Source organism: Methylobacterium sp. TK31, from assembly GCF_055361545.1.
The window spans coordinates 1,232,073-1,255,065 of the sequence record NZ_CM143964.1 but is presented as its reverse complement, the minus strand read 5'-3'; the positions used below and the strand labels follow the sequence as shown (position 1 = coordinate 1,255,065).

Sequence of the window (22,993 nt, the reverse complement as noted above, 5' to 3'; positions counted from 1 at the left end):
AGGAAGCGCCGCTGGAGCGAGGGAGCCGGGAAGCTGAGATCGCGGATCGCCATCTCGGTGCCGACGCCGCCGGTGCGGGCGATCAGCGTGTCGGCCATGGCCCGCAGGGTGCGCTGGCCGTAGACGTCCTGCAGGGTGATGGCAGCCAGGGCCGGCACCTCGCGGACCGCGCCGACGAAGCGGGCGGCCAGCAGCGAGTGGCCGCCGAGATCGGCGAAGAAGTCGCCCTCGAGGGGAATGGCCTGGTTGCCGAAGATACGGTTGGCGGCGGCCAGCAGCGCCGCCTCGGTCTCGTTGCGCGGCGGCTCCTGCTCGCCCGACGTGTCGGCCACCGTGAGGGTGGCGATGCGCAGGGCCTTGCGGTCGACCTTGCCGGAGGTCAGGCGCGGCAGCACCTCCACCGTCTCGAAATGGCCCGGCACCATGTAGGGCGGCATCTGCTCGGCGAGCGTATGGCGCAGGGCGGCCTTGTCGATCTCGGTGCCGCGCTCGGGCACCAGGAAGGCGACCAGGCGGTCGACTCCGTCATCCTGGCGCAGCACCACCGCCGCCTGGTTGATGCCCGGCAGGACCTGGATGCGCGACTCGATCTCGCCGAGCTCGACCCGGAAGCCGCGGATCTTGACCTGGTCGTCGATGCGGCCGTGGAACAGGATGTTGCCGGCGGCGTCGAGGGACACCGCGTCGCCGGAGCGGTACAGGACTGGGTCGGTCCCGTCCGAGGCGTAGGGGTTGGCGATGAATTTTTCCGCCGTCAGCTCGGGGCGCTTCAGGTAGCCCTTGGCGACGCCGGGGCCGCCGATCAGGAGTTCGCCCTGCTGCCCCCGCGCGAGGAGCTCGAGCGCCTCGCCCGCGACATACACCGAATAATTCGGGATCGGGCCGCCGATGGTCACGGGCGTGCCGGGCTGCATCTCTGCCGCGGTGGCCACCACCGTGGCCTCGGTCGGGCCGTAGGTGTTGAAGAGCTTGCGCGCCCCGCTCGCCCAGCGGGCGACCAGCGGCTCGGGCAGGGCCTCGCCGCCGAGCAGCACGAGGCGCACCGTGGGCAGGTCCCGGGAGATCATGGCGAGCAGCGTCGGCACCGTGTCGAGGACGGTGACGCCGGCCCGGGCGATGATGTCCGGCAGGCTCTCGACGTCGCCCATCATGGCCGGCGAGGCCACGAACAGCGTCGCGCCCACGAGGTAGGGCACCCAGATCTCCTCCATCGAGAGATCGAAGGCGACGGAGGCGCCCTGGAAGACCACGTCGTCCGGCCGCATGCCGTAGAGCGCGTTCCCGGAGCGCAGGAAGTGGCAGATGTTGGCGTGGCTGATGACGATGCCCTTCGGCACGCCGGTCGAGCCCGAGGTGTAGATGAGGTAGGCCGGGTGCTCCGGCGTCAGGCCCGCCGCGCGCGGGTCCGGGAGCGCGGCCTCCGCCGGCGTCGCGGCGGCGAGCCCGGCCACCGTCAGGCTCGGGGTGCCGGCGGGTGCCTGCGGCTCCAGGGCCGGCGAGACTAGGAGCGCCTTGGCCTGGGCGTCGTCCAGGCAGACCGCGACGCGGTCGGCCGGGGCCTCGGCGTCGAAGGGCAGCCAGGCCGCGCCCGACAGGGCGATGCCGATCTGGGCGATGAGCAGGTCGGGCCCCCGCGCCATCCAGAGGCCGACCACGTCGCCGGGGCCGATGCCGCGATGGGCGAGGCCGCGGGCGATCGCCCCGGCCTGCGCCTCGACCTCCGCGTAGGTGAAAGCCGGATGGCCGCCGTCGGGGCCGGTGCGGGCGCCGTCGACGAGGGCCGGATGGTCGGGCCGCGCCCGGGCGCTCGCGCGGAAGATCTCGCTGAGGGTCTCGTCGCGGATGAGGTCGGGGCGGACCTCGCCGCGCAGGACCGCCCGCGGGCCGGCTGCTTCCGTCGAGGGACTCGTCTCCTGTGGCCCGCGCGCTGCCGCCCGGGGCCGGGTCGTCTCGGCGAGACTGGTCATCCGCTGCTCCGCTGCCGGCGCCCGATCGATCGGGTGCCGTCCTCCTGGCCGGGTAGGCGCCCGGATCGCGCCGAAATCACGGCGCGTCTAGCACGTTTGGACGGCAGGCTTGAACCGAGATTGAACGCGTAGGACTGGCAAGTGGACCGCCAAAGCAGACCGCCAAAGTGGACTGGCAAGTCAGGCCCAGCGCCACCCGGCCCGGTCGAGGACCAGGACGCTGCCCTGGCGGATTCCGATGCGGGGCGCGTCGCGGATGCCGAGATGGCCCCGGATCACCAGGATCGCCCGGGCGACGCCGCCATGGGCGACGATCACGGTGGGCCGCGTCAGCGCGGTGATGGCGGGCGTGACCCGCTCCACCAGCATGGCGTAGCTCTCCCCGGTGCCGCCGGGGGGACGATAGCCCCAGCGGTCGCGGTCGCGGGCGAGCGCCCCGGCGGAATCCCAGCGCCGGATCTCGGCCCAGGTCGAGCCCTCCCAGGCGCCGAAGCTGATCTCGGTCAGGCGGGGATCGAGGCGGTAGCCCTCCGGGTCGAGGCCGAGGGCCGCGCGCAGGGTCTCCATGGTTCGCCGGGTCCGGGTCAGCGGGCTCGCGACGAAGTCCATGCCGGCGAGGTCGGCGCCGCCGGTGGCCCCGGCGAGGCGGTCGCCCACCGCGCCGGCCTGGCGCAGGCCCTCGGCGTTCAGGTCGATGTCCCGCTGTCCCTGGAGCCGCCCCTCGGCGTTCCAGTCGGTCTGGCCGTGGCGGATGAAGTAGATCGGGTTCACGGCCTCAGGCCCGCCGCTCGCCGGAACGGCCGAGCCGGGCTATCCGTTTGCGCACTCACATCCTGGCCCTGCACATCCTGGCCCTGCATCTCGGCGGCCGCCCCGGTCCGCCCGTCACCGAGGGAGCGAGTCTCATCATGTCGAAGCATCACGGCAAGCATCGCCGGGGCCAGAGGTCGGAAGAAACCGGGGCTTCGGCGTCGCAGCGTGACGTTTCGCACCGCAAGGACGGCGCGCACCCCAAGGCCGATCGGCATCGCAGGAAAGACAAGGCACGCCGGGCCGGGCACCCGCCCTCCTCCGCCCACTGGGCCCGCGAGGCCGAGAGCCTGGCCCGGGCGGCCGTCGAGACCGTGGACCACCGCCTCGCGCCCGCCGCCCCAGGCATCGTCACCGTGCCGCCGGGACGCCGCTGCGACCTCGGCGCCATCGACCCGAACGTCGATGGCGGCCTCGACAAGGACGAGGCGAAGGCGGCGCTCGTCACCGAGCGCGCCCGCATCGTCGCCCTGCAGGAGCGGCTCTACGCCGAGCACAAGCGCAGCCTGCTCGTCGTCTTCCAGGCCATCGATACCGGCGGCAAGGACGGGACCATCCGCGCCGTGTTCGAGGGCGTGAACCCGCAGGGCTGCCGGGTGTGGTCGTTCAAGGTGCCGAGCGCCGAGGAGAGCGACCACGATTTCCTCTGGCGCTACCACGCCAAGGCGCCGGCGCGCGGCATGATCAACGTGTTCAACCGGAGCCATTACGAGGACGTCCTCGTGGTGCGGGTGAAGGACCTCGTGCCCGAGCCGGTCTGGCGGGCCCGCTACGCCCAGATCAATGATTTCGAGCGGATGCTCGCCGCCTCCGGCACCACCGTGCTCAAGTTCTTCCTCCACATCTCGAAGGACGAGCAGAAGGAGCGGCTGGAGGCCCGCATCGCGAACCCGGACAAGCACTGGAAATTCGACCCCGCCGATCTCGTGGAGCGTCGATCCTGGGACGCCTACCAGGCGGCCTTCGCGGATGCGCTGTCCGAATGCTCCACGCCGCAGGCGCCCTGGCACGTAGTTCCGGCCAATCGGAAGTGGTATCGCAACCTCCTCGTCGCCCGCACCATCGCCGACACCCTGGAGGCGATGGACCCGCAATTTCCGGAGGCGAAGGCCGGGATCGCCGGGACGACCGTTCCGGATTGACCCGGTGCGGCGATGAACCCAAAGGTTGTATCCGGAGTCTCGCGGGGCCCGCGCGACCGATGGGAGCCCAGGCATGCTGACCGTCCGTGACGTCGCCGTGTCGGGCTACCGGTCGCTGCGGGCGATCCGCTTCCCCGTGGGGGGCCTCTCGGTCTTCATCGGCGCCAACGGCGTCGGCAAGACCAACCTCTACCGGGCGCTGGAATGCCTGCAATCGGCCGCCACCGGCACCCTGATCCGGAATCTGGTGGCCGAAGGCGGCATGGAATCCGTGAGCTGGGCCGGCACGCGCAAGGTCCACGAGTCGGCCCGGATCCGCTGGAGCGTCGAACTCGCCGACGACGTTACCGGCTTGGCCTACGATTATGCCGTCGAGGTCGGCTGCAAGCCGCCCAAGGCCGCGGCCGGCTTTCCCCTGGAGCCCGAATTCAAGACCGAGCGGCTTCGCCTGATCTCGGCCCGGCGACCCGCCACCCTGCTCCACCGCGACGGGCCGGGCGGCTTCCTGCGCGACGGAGAGGGGTGCAAGCGCAGTCTCGGGGACGATCTGCTGTCGTCCGAGACGGTGCTCGGCACCATCCAGGATGGCGGCGCCTATCCGGAACTGCATCATGTCCGCAGCGCCCTGACGGCTTGGCGCTTCCACCACGATTTCCGGACCGATGCCGCCTCGGCGCTGCGTCGCCCCTGCCTCGCGGTGACGACCCCGACCCTGTCGTCGGACGGCTCGGACCTCGCGGCCGTGTTCGCGACGCTCGCGCATATCCGGCAGGACACCGTCGACCTCGCGGCGGCCGTGGACGACGCGTTCCCCGGCGCCCGCCTCGACCTTCCGGTGCCGGGGCGCCAGGCGCGGTTCGGGATGGTGTTTCCCGACTATCCGAAGCGGGTCTTCGAGGCGGCCGAACTCTCCGACGGGACGCTGCGGTTCCTGGCCCTCGCCGGCGCCCTGCTCGCCTACCGGCTGCCGCCGTTCATCGCCCTCAACGAGCCCGAGACCAGCCTGCATCCCGACCTGCTGGAGCCCCTCGCCCGCATGATCGTGACCGCCTCCGGGCGCACGCAGGTCTGGCTGGTAACCCATTCCGAGCGCCTGGCCGAGGCCATCCTGGCGCAGGGCGGGACGCGCCCCCACCGGGTCGTCAAGCGCGAGGGCGCGACCTGGATCGACGGCCTGAAGCTGTTCGGCGCCTTCGACGAGGACGATTGAGGCGGCGCGCCGCCGACCGTCACTCCTTGTCGAGGCTGAGGTCCGGGGCTTCGGGGTTCTTCATGCCGACGACGTGGTAGCCGGCATCGACGTGCAGGATCTCGCCGGTCATGCCCTTGCTCATGTCCGAGACGAGGTAGGTGGCGGTCTCGCCGACCTCCTCGATGGTCACGGTGCGCCGCAGGGGGGCGTTGTACTCGTTCCACTTGAGGATGTAGCGGAAATCGCCGATGCCGGAGGCGGCCAGCGTCTTGATCGGGCCGGCCGAGATCGCGTTGACGCGGATCTTCGAGGGGCCGAGATCGGCGGCGAGGTAGCGCACGGAGGCCTCGAGCGCGGCCTTGGCGACGCCCATGACGTTGTAGTGCGGCATCCACTTCTCGGCGCCGTAATAGGTCAGCGTGAGCAGCGAGCCGCCGTTCGGCATCAGCTTCTCGGCGCGCTGGGCGATGGCCGTGAACGAGTAGCAGGAGATCAGGAGCGACTTGGTGAAGTTCGCCTCCGAGGTTTCGACGTAGCGGCCCGTCAGCTCGTCCTTGTCCGAGAAGGCAATGCAGTGGACCACGAAGTCGATGCCCTCGGGGAACACCTCGGCGGTGGCGGCGAAGACCGCGTCGATCGAGGCCGGATCGGTGACGTCGCAATGCCCGACCACGTGGGCGTCGAGGTCCCGCGCCAGGGGCTCGACGCGCTTCTTCAGGGCGTCGCCCTGGTAGGTGAAGGCGAGCTTGGCGCCGTGGGCGGCCGCGCTCTTGGCGATACCCCAGGCGATCGAACGGTTGTTGGCGACACCGAGCACCAGGCCGCGCTTGCCGGCGAGGAGACCGCCGACGTGATCGTGAACCGGGTGCGTGTCCGCCATGTGTCACCTGAGCGAGAGCCGTGGCGCGTGCCGACAAGGCCCGTCGGGCGACGGATCGGCGTGTTCGCGCCGGGCATCCTTAGCGGAGGCGCGCCTGGGACGGAAGTCCGGCGCCTGACAGCGCCGGAGCGCCGTCGCACCTCCGGCGAAGGCCCGGATCGGCCGACTCCGCCGGCCGCCCGGTCAGCCGGCCTTGGCCGCGCGCCGGGCCCGGGCGAACTCGGTGAGCGCCGGGTCTTCGCCGCTGGGCAGCATCACGGCCGTGACGGCGAGGAGGTCGCCCCGCGTCCCGTCCTTCTTCGGCAGGCCCTTGCCCCGGAGGCGGAAGGTGCGGCCCGAGCCCGTCATCGGCGGGATCTTCATCTCGACCGCGCCCGTCAGGGTCGGCACCCGGATCGGGCCGCCGAGGATCGCGTCCTCCAGGGGGATATCCACGCTGCCGCGCAGGTCCGCGCCGTCCACGGTGAAGCGGGCATGGGGCAGGATGCGGATGGTCAGCAGGGCGTCCCCCGGCGCGCCCCGCAGGCCGCCGGGATTGCCGAGGCCGCGCAGGCGGATGGTCTGGCCGTCGACGACGCCCTTGGGCACGACCACGTCCACGTCGCGGCCCCCCGGCAGGGACAGGCGCAGCTTCTCCTCGCTGGCGACCTGCTCCAGGCTCACGCTGAGCTCGGCCGCCACGTCCTCACCCTTGACCGGGCCGCGCTGCGGGCCGCCCGGGCCGGCGCCGGCCGCCCGGAAGGCGTCGCCGAACAGGTGGGAGAAGATGTCTTCGCCGATGCCGCCGCCCCCGGAGGGACCGCGGCCACGCGCGGCGCTCTCGAAGTCGAAGCCCCCGCCGCCGCCGCCGCGACCGCCGCCGAAACCGCCGAAGCCCTCGAAGCCCGTGGCGCGCGGCTTGCCGTCCGCGTCGATCTCGCCGCGATCGAACTGCGCGCGCTTGCCCGCATCGCCCAGGATTTCATACGCACTGTTGGCCTCCGCGAAGCGGTCCTTGGCCTTGGCGTCGTCCTGGTTGCGGTCGGGATGGTAGGCCTTCGCGAGCTTGCGGTAGGCCTTCTTGATGTCGGCTTCGCTGGCGCCCTTGGGGACACCCAGCACATCGTAGGGATTTCGCATCGGTCTTCAGGATTCTCGGTGCCGCCTGGAGACGGGCACGGGCCCGGCCCCTTCGGATTCGTCTGTCATGTGGACGGCCTGTTGCTTCTCTGCAACGGTCTCGCGCGAGAATTCGCTGCGATTGGCGCGGCGTCAACGCTTCTGTTCGCACTGCGATCCGAACGGACCCGAAACCGCCCCCGGCGATGGCCTCAGGAGGCCGCCTTCGCGGCCCGCACCCGGGTCAGGGTCCAGTCCCCGCCGGAGGGCTTGCAGCCGGTACCGCGCACGAAGCGGCTGCCCGCCGGCGAGATCACCGAGGCGAGAAAGTCGCGGCAGACGAGATCATTGGCGACGTAGGGCAGGCCGGTGGGATTCACCGAGCCGCGCAGGGTCGTCTCCGGGTTGTCCCACTTCACGGGGCGGCCGTTGCCCTGCGGATCGAGGGCCACCGCCAGGGCTGCGTTGGCGCGCCGCCAATCCTCGGCGCCGAGGTCGTTCCCGAAGCCGAGCGGGCGCTTGTCGATGCTGCCCGTGCTGGTCGGCTCGTCGGGCAGCGCCGGGCTCGCCGGGTCGCCGCGCTTGGCCGCCTGCGCGACGGTGCCGGACGCCGCTGCGGTCTCCTCCGCCTGGAAGGTGATGATCGGCAGCCCGCAGCCGCCGAGGCCGAACAGCAGGCCGAGGCCGACGGCCTGCGCGGCGCGCTGCGGCACGGTCCTCGACCGGCGACGGACACGAATTTCTGGGACGGCCTGGGCTTTACAGTCGCGCCGACGCATTACACCTGATCTCAAACGACGTGTTGGGCCGAAAACGTTCGTGTCCCACGTCGGTGCCCCCGACCCGGATCTCACCACAGGATTACGCCTTGGAACGGTTAAGGATCGATGATCCCGCGTCCCGGAGCTCTGCCGGGGACGCCCTCGGGCCGGACGGCGACTTCACCCGCGCTGCCGATCCCTGGGCGCTGTTCGCGGCCTGGATGGCGGAGGCCGAGGCCTCGGAACCCAACGATGCCAACGCGATGGCACTGGCCACGGCCGGGGCCGACGGCCTGCCGGACGTGCGCGTGGTGCTGCTGAAGGGCGTCGATGCGCGCGGATTCGTGTTCTACACCAACGTCGATTCCGCCAAGGGCGAGGAACTGCGCGCGAATCCGCAGGCCGCCCTGGTGCTGCACTGGAAGAGTCTGCGCCGGCAGGTCCGCGCCCGCGGCCCGGTGAGCCGCGTCACGGCGGAGGAGGCGGATGCCTATTTCGCCAGCCGCGCGCGCAACAGCCGCCTCGGCGCCCATGCGAGCCGCCAGTCGCGTCCCCTGGCCGACCGGGCGACCCTGGAGCGCGAGGTCGCGGCCCTGGCCGAGCGCTACGGCGAGGGCCCGGTGCCGCGCCCGGAGAACTGGACTGGCTTTCGCATCGCCCCGGTCTCGATCGAGTTCTGGCAGGACGGTCCCTTCCGCCTGCACGACCGGGTCCGCTTCACCCGCGACGGCGGTCCCTCCGACGGCGGCGCCTGGCGCGGGGCGCGGCTCTATCCGTGACGCCCGCGCCGCCGTGCTGCGTCGCGGGATGACCCTGGATTTTAGGACCCGCGCCGCTTAGACCTGAGCGTGGCGCGGGGGTTTCTCGGCGGCACGGCGGTCTCGCCGGCCGGAGGCCTCCCGATCCTGAAGGAACGGTCTTGGCCTCATCCAACGAACGCCGGCGCATCATGCTGCTCACGGGGGCGAGCCGTGGCATCGGCCACGCCACCGTCAAACGGTTCTCGGCCGCCGGCTGGCGGGTGATCACCTGCTCGCGCCACGCCTTTCCGGAGAACTGCCCCTGGGAGATGGGGCCGGAGGATCACCTCCAGGTCGACCTCTCCGATCCGCAGGATACCCTGCGGGGCATCGAGGAGGTGGCCGGACGCCTCGCCGCCGAGGGCGGCCTCCTGCACGCGCTGGTCAACAATGCCGGCATCTCGCCCAAGGGGCCGCAGGGCGAGCGCCTCGGTGCCATCGCCACCGATTTCGGAGCCTGGCAGCGGGTGTTCCAGGTCAACCTGTTCGCCCCCCTGCTCCTGGCCCGCGGCCTCTGCGAGGAGCTGACCCGGGCCAAGGGCTCCATCGTCAACGTCACGTCGATCGCGGGCTCGCGCGTGCATCCGTTCGCGGGTGCCGCCTACGGCACCTCCAAGGCGGCCCTGGCCGGCCTGACCCGGGAGATGGCGAGCGATTTCGGGCCCCTCGGCGTCCGCGTGAACGCGATCTCGCCCGGCGAGATCGACACCGCGATCCTGTCGCCGGGCACGGACAAGATCGTGGCCGGAATTCCGCAGCGCCGGCTCGGCACCCCCGACGAGGTCGCCAAGGCGATCTACTTCCTGTGCACCGAGGCCTCCTCCTACGTGAACGGTGCCGAACTGCACATCAACGGCGGCCAGCATGTCTGACCGGGGGGCGCGCCGCGCGCTTCTCACCGGGCTCCTGGGATCCGCGATCGCTGCGGCCCCCGCCTGCGCGGAGCCGTCGGTGACGATCCTCGACCTGCCGTTCCGGGCCCGGGCGCTCCGGGGGCCGGGCAGCGAGGTCGCGATCGCGGTGGCGACCTCCGGCCTGCTGCCCCTCGCCCGGCCCCGCAGCGCCGATCCGGCCGCGGTCGAGCCGGAAGCGCCGATCGCCGTGGTCTGGGGCGATGCCGGCGGCGCGGCCCTCAGCCTCGTCGAGGGGCAGGTGACCACCACCCTGCTCGGTGCCGAGGCGGTGGAGGGGCTGGCGGCCGCCGAGACCCCGCGCGGCGCCCTGCCCGGCTCCCGGCGCGCCGTCTCCGGCCCCTTGAGCGCGCATCTGGCGAACCCCGTGCCGGCCCTGGCCGGCGGCCCCGAGCAGGCCGGAAGCCTCGTCCTCCGCGAGCGCCAGCCCGTGGCGATGGGAGGCGACCCGAAGCCCGTGCCGGTGGCGACCACCACGCTCACCCCCGCTCCCGACACGGCCTTCGCCCTGCGCCGGCCCCGGATCGGGCGTCTGGACGGCAGGCCCGTCGTCCTCGCCGTCACCGTCGCCCCCACCGGCGGGGCCGCCCTCGCCCTGTACGGCAAGGCCGAGGCGGGGACGGACTGGACGCTGCTGGCGCGCAGCCCCGAGCAGGCCCCCGGCCCGGGCGGCCAGCCCCTGAAGCCGGCCGCGCTGGCGGATTTCTCCGGGACCGGCCGGCCGCAGGTCGCGGCCGTGGCGGCTCCCGACGGCGCCGGCCGGCTGCAGGTCTGGACCCCCGAGGCCGGCGCCCTGCGTCTCGCCCGGGAGATGCCGGGCTACACCAACGTCTCCCCCGGGGAGGGCGAGGCCGATCTCGCGGCCCTGGTCGAGCCGGAGCGCGAGGGCGCCCCCGACCTCGCCCTGCCGATCGCCGACCGGAGCGCCGTGGCGATCCTCTCCCTCAAGGAGGGCATCCGGGAGCGCGCGCGGGCCGCCCTGCCCGGTCTGGCCGCCTTCGGCCTCGCCAGCCTCGGCCGGGGCCCGGCGACCCGCCTCCTCGTCGGCCTCGCCGACGGGCGCATCGCCGTGGTGACGCCGTGAGCGGCGCCGATCCGGAGGCGGCCGAGTCCCGCCTGTTCCCGACGCGGCCCTTCGTCGGCACCTCGATCGCGGTCCTGCGCGACGACCGCGTGCTCCTCGCCGCCCGCGCCAACGAGCCGATGCGCGGCGTCTGGACCCTTCCGGGCGGCCTCGTCGAGGCGGGCGAGCCCCTGGCCGAGGCGGCCCTGCGCGAATTGCAGGAGGAGGTCGGGCTGTCGGCCGAGGTGGTCGGCGTGCTCAGCCCCACCGAGATCATCCTGCGCGACCCCGAGGGCCGCGTGCGCCATCACTACGTCGTCCATCCCCACGCCGCCCTCTGGCGCGGCGGCGAGCCGGAGGCCGGCCCGGAAGCCCTGGGCGTCCGCTGGGCCACCCTCGCCGAGATCGAGACTCTGGCGACCACCCCCGGCCTCGCCGATACCGTCCGCGAGGCCTTCGCCCGGGCCGCCCGTCGCATGGAGCCGGCGGCGTGAGGGGTCGCGGTGCGGGACTCGCGGTCGCATCCGGCCTGGCCGTGCTGATGGCCCTGCCGGATTCCGGCTTCGCACAGCAATCCCGGGGCGGCTCGACCCGGGCGGCCCCGAAGCCGGCCGAGAAGGAGAAGGAGCCGCCGCCCCCGCCCGAGCCGCCGCCGGCGCCCTACGATCGGGACCTGCTCCGCCTCTCGGAGGTCATCGGCTCGCTGGCCTTCCTGCGCGAGCTCTGCGCCGCACCGGATGCCGCCGAATGGCCGGCCCGGATGAAGGCCCTGATGGAGGCCGAGGGCGTGACCCCGAGCCGGCGCGACCGCCTCGCCGGCGCCTACAATCGCGGCTACCGCGGCTACAGCCTGACCTACCGGGTCTGCACCCCCGCCGCGACCGAGGCGGCCGCCCGCTACGTGGCCGAGGGCGAGCGCCTGTCGCATGCCCTGGCGAGCCGGTTCGGCGGGTAGTGATGCCGGTCCGCCACAGGGTGCGGGCGGTACGCGAAAACGAAGAATTTGAGCGCCCGCGTTAACCGCTTCGCAATTCCTGGCTTTGCGATCTCCACCGATCGCCCTATCCTCATGGTTACTCGCCGGGGTCGTTCACCGGCGCAAACGATGATGTGGCCCATGCACATGGATACGGTCTCCGCGCCCTTCGAAGCGGATCTCGACGACAAGCGCGTCGCCCTGGGCTACGTCTCGGAAGCCTTCGCGGAAGGCTGTCTCGACGGTCTCGACGGCGACTGCATGGCCCAGGCCGCCCTGTTCGCGGCCTTCCAGGAACTGGTCACCACCTACGGCGAGGAAGCCACCGCCCGCTACGCCGAGGGCTTCCCGGACCGCATCCGCGGCGGCGCCTTCACCACCAGCCCGCAGCATTGACGACACCGCCCGTCGACCGCTGCGGCGCGACGGTGTGACGACCACGGGGCAGGCGCCGGGCGCCTGCCCTTTTTGCTGCGCGACGGCGATCAGGCCGGCAGCAGGGCCTCTTCGAACAGCACCGCCTCGCCGCGGGACGGCGCGGTGAGCGCTCCCTCCCACATCACGCTGTGGCCGCGCACCAGGGTGCCCACCGGCCAGCCCGTCACGGTGACGCCGTCATAGGGCGTCCAGCCGCATTTCGAGGCGATCCAGTCGTTGCGGATGGTCTCGCGGCGCTTCAGATCCACCACCGTCACGTCCGCGTCGTAGCCCACCGCCAGCCGGCCCTTCCGGGCGATGCCGAACAGGCGCTTCGGGCCGGCGCTGGTGAGGTCGACGAACCGGGCGAGCGACAGCCGGCCCGCCGCGACGTGGTCGAGCATGATCGGCACCAGGGTCTGAACCCCGGTCATGCCCGAGGGGGAATCCGGGTAGGGCTTGGCCTTCTCCTCCAGGAGGTGCGGCGCGTGGTCGGAGCCGAGGATGTCGGCGACGCCCTGGGACAGCCCGTGCCAGATGCCGTCGCGATGGTCGGCGCCGCGCACCGGCGGGTTCATCTGCACCAGCGTGCCGAGGCGGGCATAGGCCTCGTCGCCGTCGAGGGTGAGGTGGTGCGGCGTCACCTCGCAGGTCGCGACGTCCTTCGCCTCGGCGAGGTAGGCCATCTCCTCCTTCGTCGAGATGTGCAGGATGTGGATGCGGGCACCCGTGGCCCGGGCGATGCGCACGAGGCGCTGCGTCGCCTTCAGGGCCGCCTCGGGCGAGCGCCAGACCGGGTGCGAGGACGGATCGCCCGGCACCCGCCGGTCCTTCTGCGCCCGCAGCATCGGCTCGTCCTCGGCGTGGAAGGCGGCGCGCCGGCGGGTCCGCTTCAGGATTTCGGTGACGCCGGCATCGTCCTCCACCAGCAGCGAGCCCGTGGAGGAGCCGACGAAGACCTTGATGCCGGCCGCGCCCGGCAGGCGCTCGAGCTCGGGAACGAGGTGTGCGTTCTCATGGGTGCCGCCGACCCAGAACGCGAAGTCGCAATGCATCCGGTGGTGCGCCCGGGCGACCTTGTCGGCCAGGGCCTCGGCGCTGGTGGTGAGCGGGTTGGTGTTCGGCATCTCGAACACCGTGGTCACGCCGCCCATGACGGCGGCGCGCGAGCCGGATTCCAGATCTTCCTTGTGGTCGAGCCCCGGCTCGCGGAAATGCACCTGGCTGTCGATGACGCCCGGCAGCAGGTGCAGGCCGGTGCAGTCGCGCCGCTCCGCGGCTTGCACCGCCGCGAGGTCGCCGATGGCCGCGATACGCCCGGCGCGGATGCCAAGATCGGCGCGGTGCGCGCCGTCCTGGTTCACCACGGTGCCGCCGGTCAGAAGGAGGTCGAAGGGCTGGTCCATTCCGAATCTCCTGGGGCCGTCCACGTTCCGGACGCGCATTGAGACGGGGTCGCGGGCGGCTTATGTCAGGCCCGGACGGGGCGCAATGCCGCTGCCGCTCGTGAAGGAGTCGCCATGCCGATCGCCCTGCTGCCGGACCGCGCCGTCGTCACCCTCTCGGGCGAGGAGGCCACGAGCTTCCTGCAGGGCGTGGTGACCTGCAACGTCGAGACCCTGGAACCCGGCGAGGCGCGTCTCGGCGCCCTGCTCACCCCCCAGGGCAAGATCCTGTTCGACTTCCTCGTCGCCCGCACCTCGGAGGGCTTCCAGCTCGATGCCGCCGCCGAGCGCGCGCCCGATCTCGCCAAGCGCCTCGGACTCTATCGTCTGCGGGCCAAGGTGACGATCGCCCTCGACCCCACCCTCGGCGTCGCGGCCGCCTGGGACGGCGCCGAGACCGCGGCCGATGTCACCCGCCTGCGCGACGGCCGCCTCGCGGCGCTGGGCGAGCGCCTGATCTTCCGGCTCGGCGCCTTCTCGGCGGACGCGACGGAGGCCGACTACCACGCCCACCGCATCGCCCTCGGCATCCCGGAGGGCGGGCGCGACTTCCCCTGGTCCGATGCCTTCCCGCACGAGGCCCTGATGGACCAGCTCGGCGGCGTCGATTTCTGCAAGGGCTGCTATGTCGGCCAGGAGGTGGTCTCGCGCATGCAGCATCGCGGGACGGCCAGGACCCGAATCGTCCCGCTGGTCGCGGTCTCGGACGAGCCGCTGCGGACCGGGACCGAGATCACCGCCGGGCAGCGCGCGCTCGGCACGGTCGGCAGCGTGGCGGGCGGGCGCGCCCTCGGCACCCTGCGCCTCGATCGCCTGGCCGACGCGCTGGCGGCCGGCGAGCCCCTGCGGGCGGGCGCGGTTCCGGTCGGCGTCGAGAAGCCGGCCTTCGCGACCTTCGCCTTCCCCGAGGCGGCGCCGGCCGGCTGAGCGCGCCCCGCGATCGACGCCGCCGCCGCGCCCGGCTAAACCCTCGCCGATGCTCACCGATGCCTCCGGTCTGATTCACCACCCCGACGGCTGCGCCCGCTGCTGGTGGGCCGGGCTCGACCCCGTCTACGTCGCCTACCACGACACCGAATGGGGCGTGCCGGAGCGGGACGGCCGCGCCCTCTACGAGAAGCTGATCCTGGACGGCTTCCAGGCCGGCCTGTCCTGGATCACCATCCTGCGCCGCCGCGAGGGGTTCCGCCGCGCCTTCGCGGGCTTCGATCCCGAGGCGATCGCGCGCTTCACCGAACCCGACATCGACCGGCTGATGCAGGATACCGGCATCATCCGGAACCGGGCCAAGATCGTCGGCACCATCGCGGGGGCCCGGGCCTATCTCGGCATCGAGGCGCGCGGGACGGGCTTCTCCGCATTCCTCTGGGATTTTGTCGATGGCACGCCGATCCAGGGTACGGCGCGGGACCGTCGCGGCATCGCCACCGAAACCGAGATCTCGAGAAAGCTGTCCAAGGCCTTGAAGGCGGAGGGATTCTCGTTCTGCGGGCCGACCATCGTCCACGCCTTCATGCAGGCGGTCGGCCTCGTCAACGATCACCTCCGCGGCTGCCACCGGCACGGGCCCTGCGCCGCCCTCGGCAACCGCGCCGGCGGGAGCCCGGCATGAGCGTCGACCGTGGCCGCGCCTGGCAGCGGATGCTGTCGGGACGGCGCCTCGACCTCCTCGACCCGGCCCCCCGCGACATCGAGATCGCCGACATCGCGCATGGGCTCGCCCGCGTCGCCCGTTGGAACGGGCAGACGGCCGGGCCGCACGTCTTCTCCGTGGCCCAGCACGCTTTGCTTGTGGAGGCCATCGGCCGGACGCAGTCCCCGGACTCGACCGGTGCCGACTGCCTCGAATTGCTGCTGCACGACGCGCCCGAATACGTCATCGGCGACATCATCTCGCCCTTCAAGGCGGCGATCGGCGATTCCTACAAGGCGGTGGAGCGCCGGCTTCTGACCGCCATCCGCCAGCGCTTCGGCCTCGCCGAGCCGGGCGCGGACCTGTCCGCCCTGGTCAAGCGGGCCGACGGCATCGCCGCCTATCACGAGGCGACGCGCCTGGCCGGGTTCTCCGGCGGGGAGGCCGATGCGATCTTCGGCGCCTGCGGTGCCCTCGCTCCCGAGGCCGAGGCGTTGCTGGCGCCCTGGCCCACCGCCGTGGCGCAGGCCCGCTTCCTCGCCCGCTTCCATGCCCTCGCGCAGCCGGATCCCGCCTGATGCCGCATCTCCAGGTCTGCCCCCTGTCCCGCCTGCCCGAGACCCTGGACGTGTCCGGCGCGACCCACCTGATGACCCTGATGAAGGTGGGCACCGCGATCGCCCGGCCGGAGGGAATTGCGGAGGGGCGCCACTGCGTCGTCGAGGTCAGCGACATCGTCGCCCCGATGGACGGCCACGTCACGCCGGGCGAGGCCCATATCGCCCAAATCCTCGCTTTCGCCCGGGCCTGGGACCGGTCGAAGCCCCTGCTGATCCACTGCTACGCCGGGATCAGCCGCTCGACCGCGGCGGCCTACATCGCCGCCTGCGCCCTGGCACCGGCGCGCGACGAGGCCGAGATCGCCCGGTCCCTGCGGGCGGCGGCCCCGTCGGCGACGCCCAATGCCCTGTTCGTCGCCCTCGCCGACCGCATGCTGGGCCGGGACGGACGCATGGTCGCGGCGATCGCGGAGATCGGACGTGGAGCCGAGGCCTTCGAGGGGAAACCGTTCCGCCTGGAGCTCGCACCCGACCTTCAGGTCGTCGCCTAGGTCTCTGACAGAAAAGCGGTCTCAGCGATGTCGGCGGCGCTTGCGACCCGTGCGAAGGCGGGGGCGCCGGAGGTGTGGCGCAAACGCCGCCCCGGACGACGAAACGACGATCCCCGGGCCGGATCGGGTTGTCGGCTTCCGGGCCGGAGGCTTAGACCGTCAGAATCACGGGGTAGTTTAGAATGAGTGTCACGCGACCCGCCGTTGCGTCGACGTCCGGAGCGGACGAGGCAGCCCTCGACCTGCCCTTCGAGAAGGCCTTGGAGCAGCTCGAAGACATCGTGCGCCGCCTGGAGAAGGGGGATGTCCCCCTCGACGAGTCGGTGGCGATCTACGAGCGGGGCGAGGCGCTGAAGCGCCATTGCGAAGGCCTGCTCCAGAAGGCCGAGGCCCGCATTCAGAAGATCACCCTGGGTGCGGACGGCAAGGCGGCAGGGGTCGCGCCGCTCGACGTCGACTAGGGAGCGTTCCCGCTCCCGAACGAAATACTCCATTGGCGGCAAGCGATTGCGCGCATGTTTTCCCTCCGGGCGTGAGGTTGGTTCGGTGTCACGGCAAGAAACCTCGCAAGACAAGATTCCGCAGGCGTCCGGTCCTGGGGGGTCGGTGAGTTCGTCGGAGGCGACGGCGATCCTGGACGGTCTGGCGGAGCCTTCGGCGCTGCGGCTGTTGCCGGAGAGCGAGCTGCAGGCGGTGGCCGATGCGGTGCGCACCGAGATGATCGACGCGGTCTCGGTCACGGGCGGGCATCTTGGCTCCGGGCTCGGCGTGGTCGAGCTCACGGTGGCGCTGCACCACGTGTTCGACACCCCCGACGACCGCATCGTCTGGGACGTCGGCCACCAGGCCTACCCGCACAAGATCCTCACCGGCCGGCGCGACCGCATCCGGACGCTGCGCCAGCCCGACGGCCTGTCGGGCTTCACCAAGCGCTCGGAGAGCGTCTACGACCCCTTCGGGGCGGCCCATTCCTCCACCTCGATCTCGGCGGCGCTCGGCATGGCCGTGGCGCGCGACCTCGACGAGGCCTCGGCCCGGGCGCAGGGCGGGCCGGCGGGCAAGCGCCGCAACATGATCGCGGTGATCGGCGACGGCTCGATGTCGGCGGGCATGGCCTACGAGGCGATGAACAACGCCGGCGCGCTGAAATCCCGCCTCATCGTCATCCTCAACGACAACGACATGTCGATCGCGCCCCCGGTGGGGGCGATGTCGGCCTACTTCGCGCGCCTGGCCTCGGGCGGCACCTACCAGTCCCTGCGCGAGACCGCCAAGCAGCTGGGCCGGCTCCTGCCCAAGGGCCTCTACCAGCGCGCGGCCGCGGCCGAGGAATACGCCCGCTCCCTGGTGGTGGGCTCGGGCACGATGTTCGAGGAGATGGGCTTCCACTATGTCGGGCCCGTCGACGGGCACAATCTCGACCACCTGCTGCCGGTGCTCAAGAACGTGCGCGACTCCGAGCAGGGCCCGATCCTGCTGCACGTCGTCACCCAGAAGGGCAAGGGCTACGCGCCGGCCGAGGCCAGCGCCGACCGCTACCACGGCGTGGTCAAGTTCGACGTGCTCTCCGGCGTCCAGGCCAAGGCCAAGCCGAACGCGCCGGCCTACACGCGGGTGTTCGGCGAGAGCCTGATCAAGGCCGCGGACGCCGACGACAAGGTGGTGGCGATCACGGCGGCGATGCCGGGGGGCACGGGCATCGACCTGTTCGGCAAGGCGCATCCCGAGCGCACCTTCGATGTCGGCATCGCCGAGCAGCACGCGGTGACCTTCGCGGGCGGGCTGGCCACGGAAGGCTACAAGCCGTTCGTGGCGATCTACTCGACCTTCCTGCAGCGGGCCTACGACCAGGTCGTGCACGACGTGGCGCTGCAGAACCTGCCCGTGCGCTTCTGCCTGGACCGGGCCGGCCTGGTGGGGGCGGACGGGGCGACGCATGCGGGCGCCTTCGACCTGGCCTATCTGTGCTGCCTGCCGAACATGACGGTGATGGCGGCCTCGGACGAGGCGGAGCTGGTGCACATGGTGGCGACGTGCCACGCGCACGACACGGGCCCGATCGCGCTGCGCTACCCGCGCGGCGAGGGGGTGGGCGTGGACCTGCCCGAGCGGGGCTCGGTGCTGCCGATCGGCCGGGGCCGGATGGTGCGGGCGCCGGAGGGCGCGCGGGTGGCGCTGCTGAGCCTGGGCACGCGCCTGTCGGAGGCGCTGAAGGCGGCCGACGCGCTGGAGGCGGAGGGGATCGCCGTGAGCGTGGCGGATGCGCGCTTTGCCAAGCCGTTGGACGAGGCGCTGATCCTGGATCTCGCCGCGCGCCACGAGGTGCTGGTGACGCTGGAGGAGGGCTCGGTGGGGGGCTTCGGCGCCATGGTGCTGCACCTGCTGGCCGAGCGGGGGGCGCTGGATGCGGGCCGGGTCCGGGTGCGCACGCTGACGCTGCCCGACAGCTACCAGGACCACAACACGCCCGACGCCATGTACGCCGAGGCCGGCCTCGACGCCGCCGGCATCCTCAAGACCGTCAAGGACGCCCTGCCCGAACGGAAGGCGCGCGGCGCCAAGCTCGTCAGCGTCGTCCAGAAGTAGAACCGACTGGAAGCCTCCCGCGGAGCCGAAGGCCCCGCGGGAGAGCGCTGCAGAACTACCGCAGGCCTACTTGATCACCGCGCAGGCGATGCGGGCACCGGCGCCGCCGATGGGCTGGGTGGTGTGATCGTCCTCGTTGGCGTGGATGATCAGGGCCGAGCCGTCGCCGTCCTTGAGGGCGCCCTCGCCGGTCAGCGGCGTCTCGCTCGACACCTCCGCGTTCACCGAGCCGTCGGCATTGGCGAAGACGTTGGGCAGGTCGCCCTCGTCGGGACCTTCCGGGTTCAACAGGCCGTGCTTGCTCTGGTCGTGATTCACGTGGGCCTTCGACTTCTCGAACTTCGCGGTGTCCGAGCAGTCGCCCACGGCGTGGAAATGGATGCCGTGCCAGCCCGGGGGCAGGCCGCCGGGCTGGATCGTCACGCGCATCACGAGGGAACTCGCGCCGTCGCGGATCATGATCTTGCCGATGGTCTCGCCCTTCCCGTTCTGGATCGGGCTCTCGAAGGTCTGCGGGGCCGCGGGCGGCGGCGCCTCGGCGGGCGCGGCCGGGGCGGGCTGCGCGAGGGCAGTCTGGGCGGCGAAGGCCGTGCTCGCCACGAGGGCGAGGACCGACGGAAGTCGTCTCATGAAATGGCTCTCCTCTCCACGCCGGGTACGCCTGTGGAGCGTCAACGAAGATGGTCCCGGGGCGATCCACGGCAATGCCGGGGATGCGCGACCTTTCCCATGCCGGGGGCGGCGAGGCCAGACGGCGCGACCCGGGTTCGGCGCGAATGCCTGTGTCCGGCGGCACGCCGATGCTTGCGCCGCGTGGACGAACTCTTAAGGTTTCGCTAAGTTTCGCCTGACGAGGCCGGTGCTCGACCCTGATTCGCCAAGTCTCTCCCGGTGGATGGGCTCAAGATCCTGACCCGGCATCGACAGTGATCGCAGCATGAAGACGCGTTGGGAGGTTCCCATGACGTTCACCGTCCCTCGCCGCCTCGGGTTCCTCGCTCTCGTGATCGGTGTCCTGCCGACCCTGGCCCTGTCGGAGACATCGTCCACGGCCGGGCGGACATGGACTGATCCGCCGGCCCGCAGCGCCGCCGAGACCAAGCCCGCGCCGGCGCCAGCGGCGTCCCCGGACCCGTCCAGCGAGGCTTCCAAGGCGGCCCCCGTCGAGGCGAAGCGCCCGACGCGCGCGGTGGTCCGGGCGTCCAGGACCGCGCGCCGGTATACCGAAGCACGCGTGCGGGTCACGCACCCTGCGGCGTCTTCCTCGGCGCCGCGCCGTCAGGCCGTGCGGACGGTCGCGCGCGCCCCGGCCGTCCGGCGCGTCGCCCAGCGGCCGGCCCCCTACGCGGCGCGGCCGCCGGTGGTTCGCTACAGCTACGGCGTCGTTCCGGACTCCACCGGGCCGTTCGTCTACGAGGACGACCGGGCGCGCCGGATCCGGCAGGCCCAGGAGGCCGGCTACCTCGTGGTGCGGTCCCGCAGCATCGAGTTCCCCGACGGCCGGCGCCTGCGCACCTACCGCCCCTACGAGGAGGAGAGCGACGACTGAGGGGCCGAGCGGCCTCCGGGCGTCGCGCACGAAAAAACCCCGCCGGGGCTACCGGCGGGGTTCGGGTCGGATCGGGTGCGGAGCGGTGGATCAGCGCAGGCGGCCCGGCCGGGCGGGCTCGAACACGATGCGGCGGTGGAAGGCGCACCAGCTCTTGCCGTCCGGCGCCGGGGCGCCGCAGCAGACGGCGCGGTCGTTGGGCTCGCCGATGATGAATTTACACACGAAGGCACCGGACTGCGCGAACGGCACCCGCAGCTCGGCGGAGGGCTCGGCGATGGCATCGGCCTCGCCGACCTGTGACATGCGGACAAGCTGGTTCATGGATCGGATGACTCGCGGACTGGCTTTCGCGGGCAAGGCCCTGCGGATTCTGACGGATCGGGAGCGCGTCGCCTTCCGGAGGGCCTCTCCCCTGCATGGACTCAGCGGGCGGCCCGCGAACATGAATGGGGAGACTTGCGGACCCTGAGCGGGTCGAAAGCGCGGCCGAACCGGACGCGACAGCGTCATGATGCTGTTATATCTGGGGTTTGCCCCTCGGCAAACAAGTGCTGACGCATGTGTGTGTTGCAACGCACAGCTTTCCGGCCGCTCCGCGCAAGGCGTCGCGGGCAGGACCGGACCCGTCACGAAGCAGCGCATCGTTTCATCCCGGGCCGCGGCGAAGAATCGGGCGCTGTCATCGTCCTGTGACGGGACCGTCATAGCAGCGGAGCGTGCCGGGCGTCGCGGCGGGATCACCCCGCCCGCGCGATCGCCCCGCCGAGGGAGCCGACCCATGGCCGATGCGATCGCCCCCGGACTTCGCGCCGCGTCGCCCGAGGCCGGATCGGGGCGCCGCCCCGGCCCGAACCTCGACGGCGGCATCCATGTCGCGGGCCTCGTCGCCTTCGCGGTGGTCCTCCTCGGCGGGCTCGCCTATGCCGGATACAGCCTGATCCACGACATGAACGCGGTCGGCGAGACGCCGCTGGCGATCGGCGCCTTCGCCCTCCTGGCCCTGGCGCTGCTCATCGCCCTGGCCTTCGAGTTCGTGAACGGCTTCCACGACACCGCCAACGCGGTGGCGACGGTGATCTACACCCACGCGCTGCCGCCGGTGGTGGCGGTGATCTGGTCCGGCGCCTTCAACTTCCTCGGGGTGATGCTGTCCTCCGGCGCGGTGGCCTACGCCATCGTCACCCTGCTGCCGGTGGAGCTGATCCTGCAGGTCGGCTCGGCCGCCGGCTACGCGATGATCTTCTCGCTGCTGATCGCCGCGATCCTGTGGAACCTCGGCACCTGGGCGCTCGGCCTGCCGAACTCCTCCTCCCACGCGCTCATCGGCTCGGTGATCGGCGTCGGCCTCGCCAACCAGCTGATGGCGCCCGCGGGCCAGGGCACCTCCGGCGTCGAGTGGGGGCAGGCGGTGAAGGTGCTGGAGGGGCTGCTGTTCTCGCCCGTCCTCGGCTTCGTCCTGGCAGCCCTGCTGCTGCTCGCCATGAAGGCGGTGGTCAAGCGCCGGGACCTCTACGAGGCTCCCCGGGGCGAGGCCCCGCCCCCGCTCTGGATCCGCGGCCTCCTCATCCTCACCTGCACCCTGGTGTCGTTCTTCCACGGCGGCAACGACGGCCAGAAGGGCATGGGCCTGATCATGCTGATCCTGATCGGCGCCGCCCCCACCGCCTATGCCCTGAACCGGACCATGTCGGACGACACGACCCCGGCCTTCGTGCAGCAATCGAAGGACGCCAGCGCGGTGTTCGCCGCCCGGGCCGGGACCGCGCCGCGTCCCGACGCGGCGGCTGCCCGCGGCCAGGTCAGCGAGGCCCTGCGCACGAAGGCGCTGAACAGCCCCGCCGTCTACGCGGCGCTGGCCGCCCTCTCGGACGACATCGCCGCCTCGGTGCAGCGCCACGGTGCGATCCGCCAGGTGCCGGCCGCCGCGACCCCGAACCTGCGCAACGACATGTACCTCGCCGCCGACGCGGTGCGGCTGCTGCCGGCCGCCGGCGCCGGCCTCCCGGAGGCCGAGGGCAAGACCCTCAAGGCCTACGAGGGCCTGCTCAACGACGGCACCCGCTACATCCCGACCTGGGTGAAGGTCTGCGTCGCCCTCGCCCTCGGGCTCGGCACCATGGTCGGCTGGAAGCGCATCGTCGTCACGGTGGGCGAGCGGATCGGCAAGACCCACCTCACCTACGCCCAGGGCGCCTCGGCCGAGATGGTGGCCGCCGGCACCATCGGGCTCGCCGAACTCTACGGCCTGCCCGTCTCCACCACCCACATCCTGTCGAGCGGTGTCGCCGGCACCATGGCGGCCAACGGCTCGGGCCTGCAGGTCGCTACCGTGCGCAACATGGCCCTCGCCTGGGTGCTCACCCTGCCGGCCGCCATCACCCTGGCGGGCGGCCTGTTCTTCATCCTGCGGCACGTCTTCTGATCGGCAGGGCCTTCTTCCGACAGGAGTAAGGGGCGTCGCCCGACGGGAAAGGCATCCCCTCGTCCTTGCGGAGAGCGACCGGGGACGGGGGGACGGCCCCCGGTCCGTGGCGGCCGGCGGAGCCGGCTTCGCCGAGGCGCTGCCCTACAGACCCCCTGCCCCGCCGAATCCCCGCGATCCGGCGGCCATCGCGCTTTCTTGAGGTCGCGCGGCGCTGCGTGTAGGTC

23 protein-coding genes and 1 pseudogene are annotated in these 22,993 nt (G+C 72.2%); 16 read left to right on the top strand and 8 right to left on the bottom strand.

The annotated features are described in order from the left end of the window. Positions 1 to 95: 95 nt before the first annotated feature. Positions 96 to 1,967, bottom strand: a pseudogene (locus tag ACXJY8_RS05775) (non-ribosomal peptide synthetase); the annotation flags it as partial. A 180-nt stretch (positions 1,968 to 2,147) separates the two neighbouring features. After that, entirely contained in the window at positions 2,148 to 2,738 is a 591-nt protein-coding gene (locus ACXJY8_RS05770) for a histidine phosphatase family protein (RefSeq protein ID WP_463777267.1), read from the bottom strand. A gap of 137 nt (positions 2,739 to 2,875) precedes the next feature. Between ACXJY8_RS05770 and ACXJY8_RS05765 the strand changes: the two genes are divergently transcribed. After that, positions 2,876 to 3,919 carry a polyphosphate kinase 2 family protein gene (locus ACXJY8_RS05765; RefSeq protein WP_463780420.1) on the top strand — a complete coding sequence of 348 codons (1,044 nt, stop codon included), beginning with the start codon at positions 2,876 to 2,878 and terminating at the stop codon, positions 3,917 to 3,919. A 73-nt stretch (positions 3,920 to 3,992) separates the two neighbouring features. Then, positions 3,993 to 5,129: an AAA family ATPase gene (locus ACXJY8_RS05760; RefSeq protein ID WP_463777264.1), complete on the top strand. Its 1,137-nt coding sequence runs from the start codon at positions 3,993 to 3,995 to the stop codon at positions 5,127 to 5,129. Positions 5,130 to 5,148: 19 nt separating this feature from the next. Here ACXJY8_RS05760 and fabI read toward each other — a convergent pair whose 3' ends face one another. From fabI to ACXJY8_RS05745, 3 genes are all read right to left on the bottom strand, one after another. Then, positions 5,149 to 5,991: an enoyl-ACP reductase FabI gene (fabI, locus tag ACXJY8_RS05755; RefSeq protein ID WP_463777262.1), complete on the bottom strand. Its 843-nt coding sequence runs from the start codon at positions 5,989 to 5,991 to the stop codon at positions 5,149 to 5,151. 183 nt (positions 5,992 to 6,174) lie between these two features. Beyond that, positions 6,175 to 7,110 (bottom strand): DnaJ C-terminal domain-containing protein, encoded by a 936-nt coding sequence (locus ACXJY8_RS05750; RefSeq protein ID WP_463777259.1) that lies wholly within the window; start codon positions 7,108 to 7,110, stop codon positions 6,175 to 6,177. 191 nt (positions 7,111 to 7,301) lie between these two features. Continuing rightward, positions 7,302 to 7,868: an RT0821/Lpp0805 family surface protein gene (locus tag ACXJY8_RS05745; protein WP_463777255.1), complete on the bottom strand. Its 567-nt coding sequence runs from the start codon at positions 7,866 to 7,868 to the stop codon at positions 7,302 to 7,304. 89 nt (positions 7,869 to 7,957) lie between these two features. Between ACXJY8_RS05745 and pdxH the strand changes: the two genes are divergently transcribed. From pdxH to ACXJY8_RS05715, 6 genes are all read left to right on the top strand, one after another. Continuing rightward, positions 7,958 to 8,629 (top strand): pyridoxamine 5'-phosphate oxidase, encoded by a 672-nt coding sequence (gene pdxH / locus ACXJY8_RS05740; protein WP_463777253.1) that lies wholly within the window; start codon positions 7,958 to 7,960, stop codon positions 8,627 to 8,629. Positions 8,630 to 8,799: 170 nt separating this feature from the next. Further along, the gene (locus tag ACXJY8_RS05735; protein ID WP_463780417.1) at positions 8,800 to 9,522 is read left to right on the top strand and encodes an SDR family NAD(P)-dependent oxidoreductase; all 723 of its coding nucleotides are present in this window, start codon (positions 8,800 to 8,802) and stop codon (positions 9,520 to 9,522) included. A 79-nt stretch (positions 9,523 to 9,601) separates the two neighbouring features. After that, a complete protein-coding gene (locus tag ACXJY8_RS05730) occupies positions 9,602 to 10,645 on the top strand; it encodes a serine/threonine-protein kinase (protein ID WP_463777249.1) in 1,044 nt (347 codons plus the stop codon). Beyond that, complete coding sequence (locus ACXJY8_RS05725; protein WP_463777245.1) at positions 10,642 to 11,118, top strand: NUDIX hydrolase; 477 nt, start codon at positions 10,642 to 10,644, stop codon at positions 11,116 to 11,118. The genes ACXJY8_RS05730 and ACXJY8_RS05725 overlap by 4 nt, the downstream gene beginning before the upstream one ends. Positions 11,119 to 11,165: 47 nt before the next feature. After that, positions 11,166 to 11,579, top strand: a complete 414-nt coding sequence (locus ACXJY8_RS05720; protein ID WP_463780415.1) for a TIGR02301 family protein — start codon at positions 11,166 to 11,168, stop codon at positions 11,577 to 11,579. 162 nt (positions 11,580 to 11,741) lie between these two features. Then, complete coding sequence (locus ACXJY8_RS05715) at positions 11,742 to 11,996, top strand: hypothetical protein (RefSeq protein ID WP_056469536.1); 255 nt, start codon at positions 11,742 to 11,744, stop codon at positions 11,994 to 11,996. Positions 11,997 to 12,085: 89 nt separating this feature from the next. On the opposite strand, the gene ACXJY8_RS05710 is transcribed toward ACXJY8_RS05715, so the two are convergent. Beyond that, entirely contained in the window at positions 12,086 to 13,423 is a 1,338-nt protein-coding gene (locus ACXJY8_RS05710) for a dihydroorotase (protein ID WP_463777235.1), read from the bottom strand. Positions 13,424 to 13,537: 114 nt separating this feature from the next. Between ACXJY8_RS05710 and ygfZ the strand changes: the two genes are divergently transcribed. The 6 genes from ygfZ to dxs all read left to right on the top strand — a co-directional run bounded on the left by ygfZ (position 13,538) and on the right by dxs (position 18,792). Beyond that, positions 13,538 to 14,389 carry a CAF17-like 4Fe-4S cluster assembly/insertion protein YgfZ gene (gene ygfZ, locus ACXJY8_RS05705; RefSeq protein WP_463777231.1) on the top strand — a complete coding sequence of 284 codons (852 nt, stop codon included), beginning with the start codon at positions 13,538 to 13,540 and terminating at the stop codon, positions 14,387 to 14,389. A gap of 49 nt (positions 14,390 to 14,438) precedes the next feature. Further along, positions 14,439 to 15,074, top strand: a complete 636-nt coding sequence (locus ACXJY8_RS05700; protein ID WP_463777226.1) for a DNA-3-methyladenine glycosylase I — start codon at positions 14,439 to 14,441, stop codon at positions 15,072 to 15,074. Further along, a complete protein-coding gene (locus tag ACXJY8_RS05695) occupies positions 15,071 to 15,673 on the top strand; it encodes a YfbR-like 5'-deoxynucleotidase (protein WP_463777222.1) in 603 nt (200 codons plus the stop codon). The genes ACXJY8_RS05700 and ACXJY8_RS05695 overlap by 4 nt, the downstream gene beginning before the upstream one ends. Beyond that, positions 15,673 to 16,206, top strand: a complete 534-nt coding sequence (locus tag ACXJY8_RS05690) for a tyrosine phosphatase family protein (RefSeq protein WP_463777218.1) — start codon at positions 15,673 to 15,675, stop codon at positions 16,204 to 16,206. The genes ACXJY8_RS05695 and ACXJY8_RS05690 overlap by 1 nt, the downstream gene beginning before the upstream one ends. A 182-nt stretch (positions 16,207 to 16,388) precedes the next feature. Then, complete coding sequence (locus ACXJY8_RS05685; RefSeq protein WP_463777215.1) at positions 16,389 to 16,667, top strand: exodeoxyribonuclease VII small subunit; 279 nt, start codon at positions 16,389 to 16,391, stop codon at positions 16,665 to 16,667. Between the two features lie 172 nt (positions 16,668 to 16,839). Continuing rightward, positions 16,840 to 18,792 (top strand): 1-deoxy-D-xylulose-5-phosphate synthase, encoded by a 1,953-nt coding sequence (gene dxs, locus ACXJY8_RS05680; RefSeq protein ID WP_463780409.1) that lies wholly within the window; start codon positions 16,840 to 16,842, stop codon positions 18,790 to 18,792. Between the two features lie 66 nt (positions 18,793 to 18,858). On the opposite strand, the gene ACXJY8_RS05675 is transcribed toward dxs, so the two are convergent. Beyond that, a complete protein-coding gene (locus ACXJY8_RS05675; RefSeq protein WP_463777211.1) occupies positions 18,859 to 19,422 on the bottom strand; it encodes a superoxide dismutase family protein in 564 nt (187 codons plus the stop codon). Positions 19,423 to 19,753: 331 nt separating this feature from the next. Between ACXJY8_RS05675 and ACXJY8_RS05670 the strand changes: the two genes are divergently transcribed. Continuing rightward, the gene (locus tag ACXJY8_RS05670) at positions 19,754 to 20,341 is read left to right on the top strand and encodes a hypothetical protein (protein WP_463777207.1); all 588 of its coding nucleotides are present in this window, start codon (positions 19,754 to 19,756) and stop codon (positions 20,339 to 20,341) included. Between the two features lie 90 nt (positions 20,342 to 20,431). Here ACXJY8_RS05670 and ACXJY8_RS05665 read toward each other — a convergent pair whose 3' ends face one another. Further along, complete coding sequence (locus ACXJY8_RS05665; protein ID WP_055951417.1) at positions 20,432 to 20,665, bottom strand: GcrA family cell cycle regulator; 234 nt, start codon at positions 20,663 to 20,665, stop codon at positions 20,432 to 20,434. A 457-nt stretch (positions 20,666 to 21,122) separates the two neighbouring features. On the opposite strand from ACXJY8_RS05665, the gene ACXJY8_RS05660 reads away from it, so the two are divergent. Continuing rightward, the gene (locus tag ACXJY8_RS05660; protein WP_463777201.1) at positions 21,123 to 22,766 is read left to right on the top strand and encodes an inorganic phosphate transporter; all 1,644 of its coding nucleotides are present in this window, start codon (positions 21,123 to 21,125) and stop codon (positions 22,764 to 22,766) included. Positions 22,767 to 22,993: the final 227 nt, after the last annotated feature.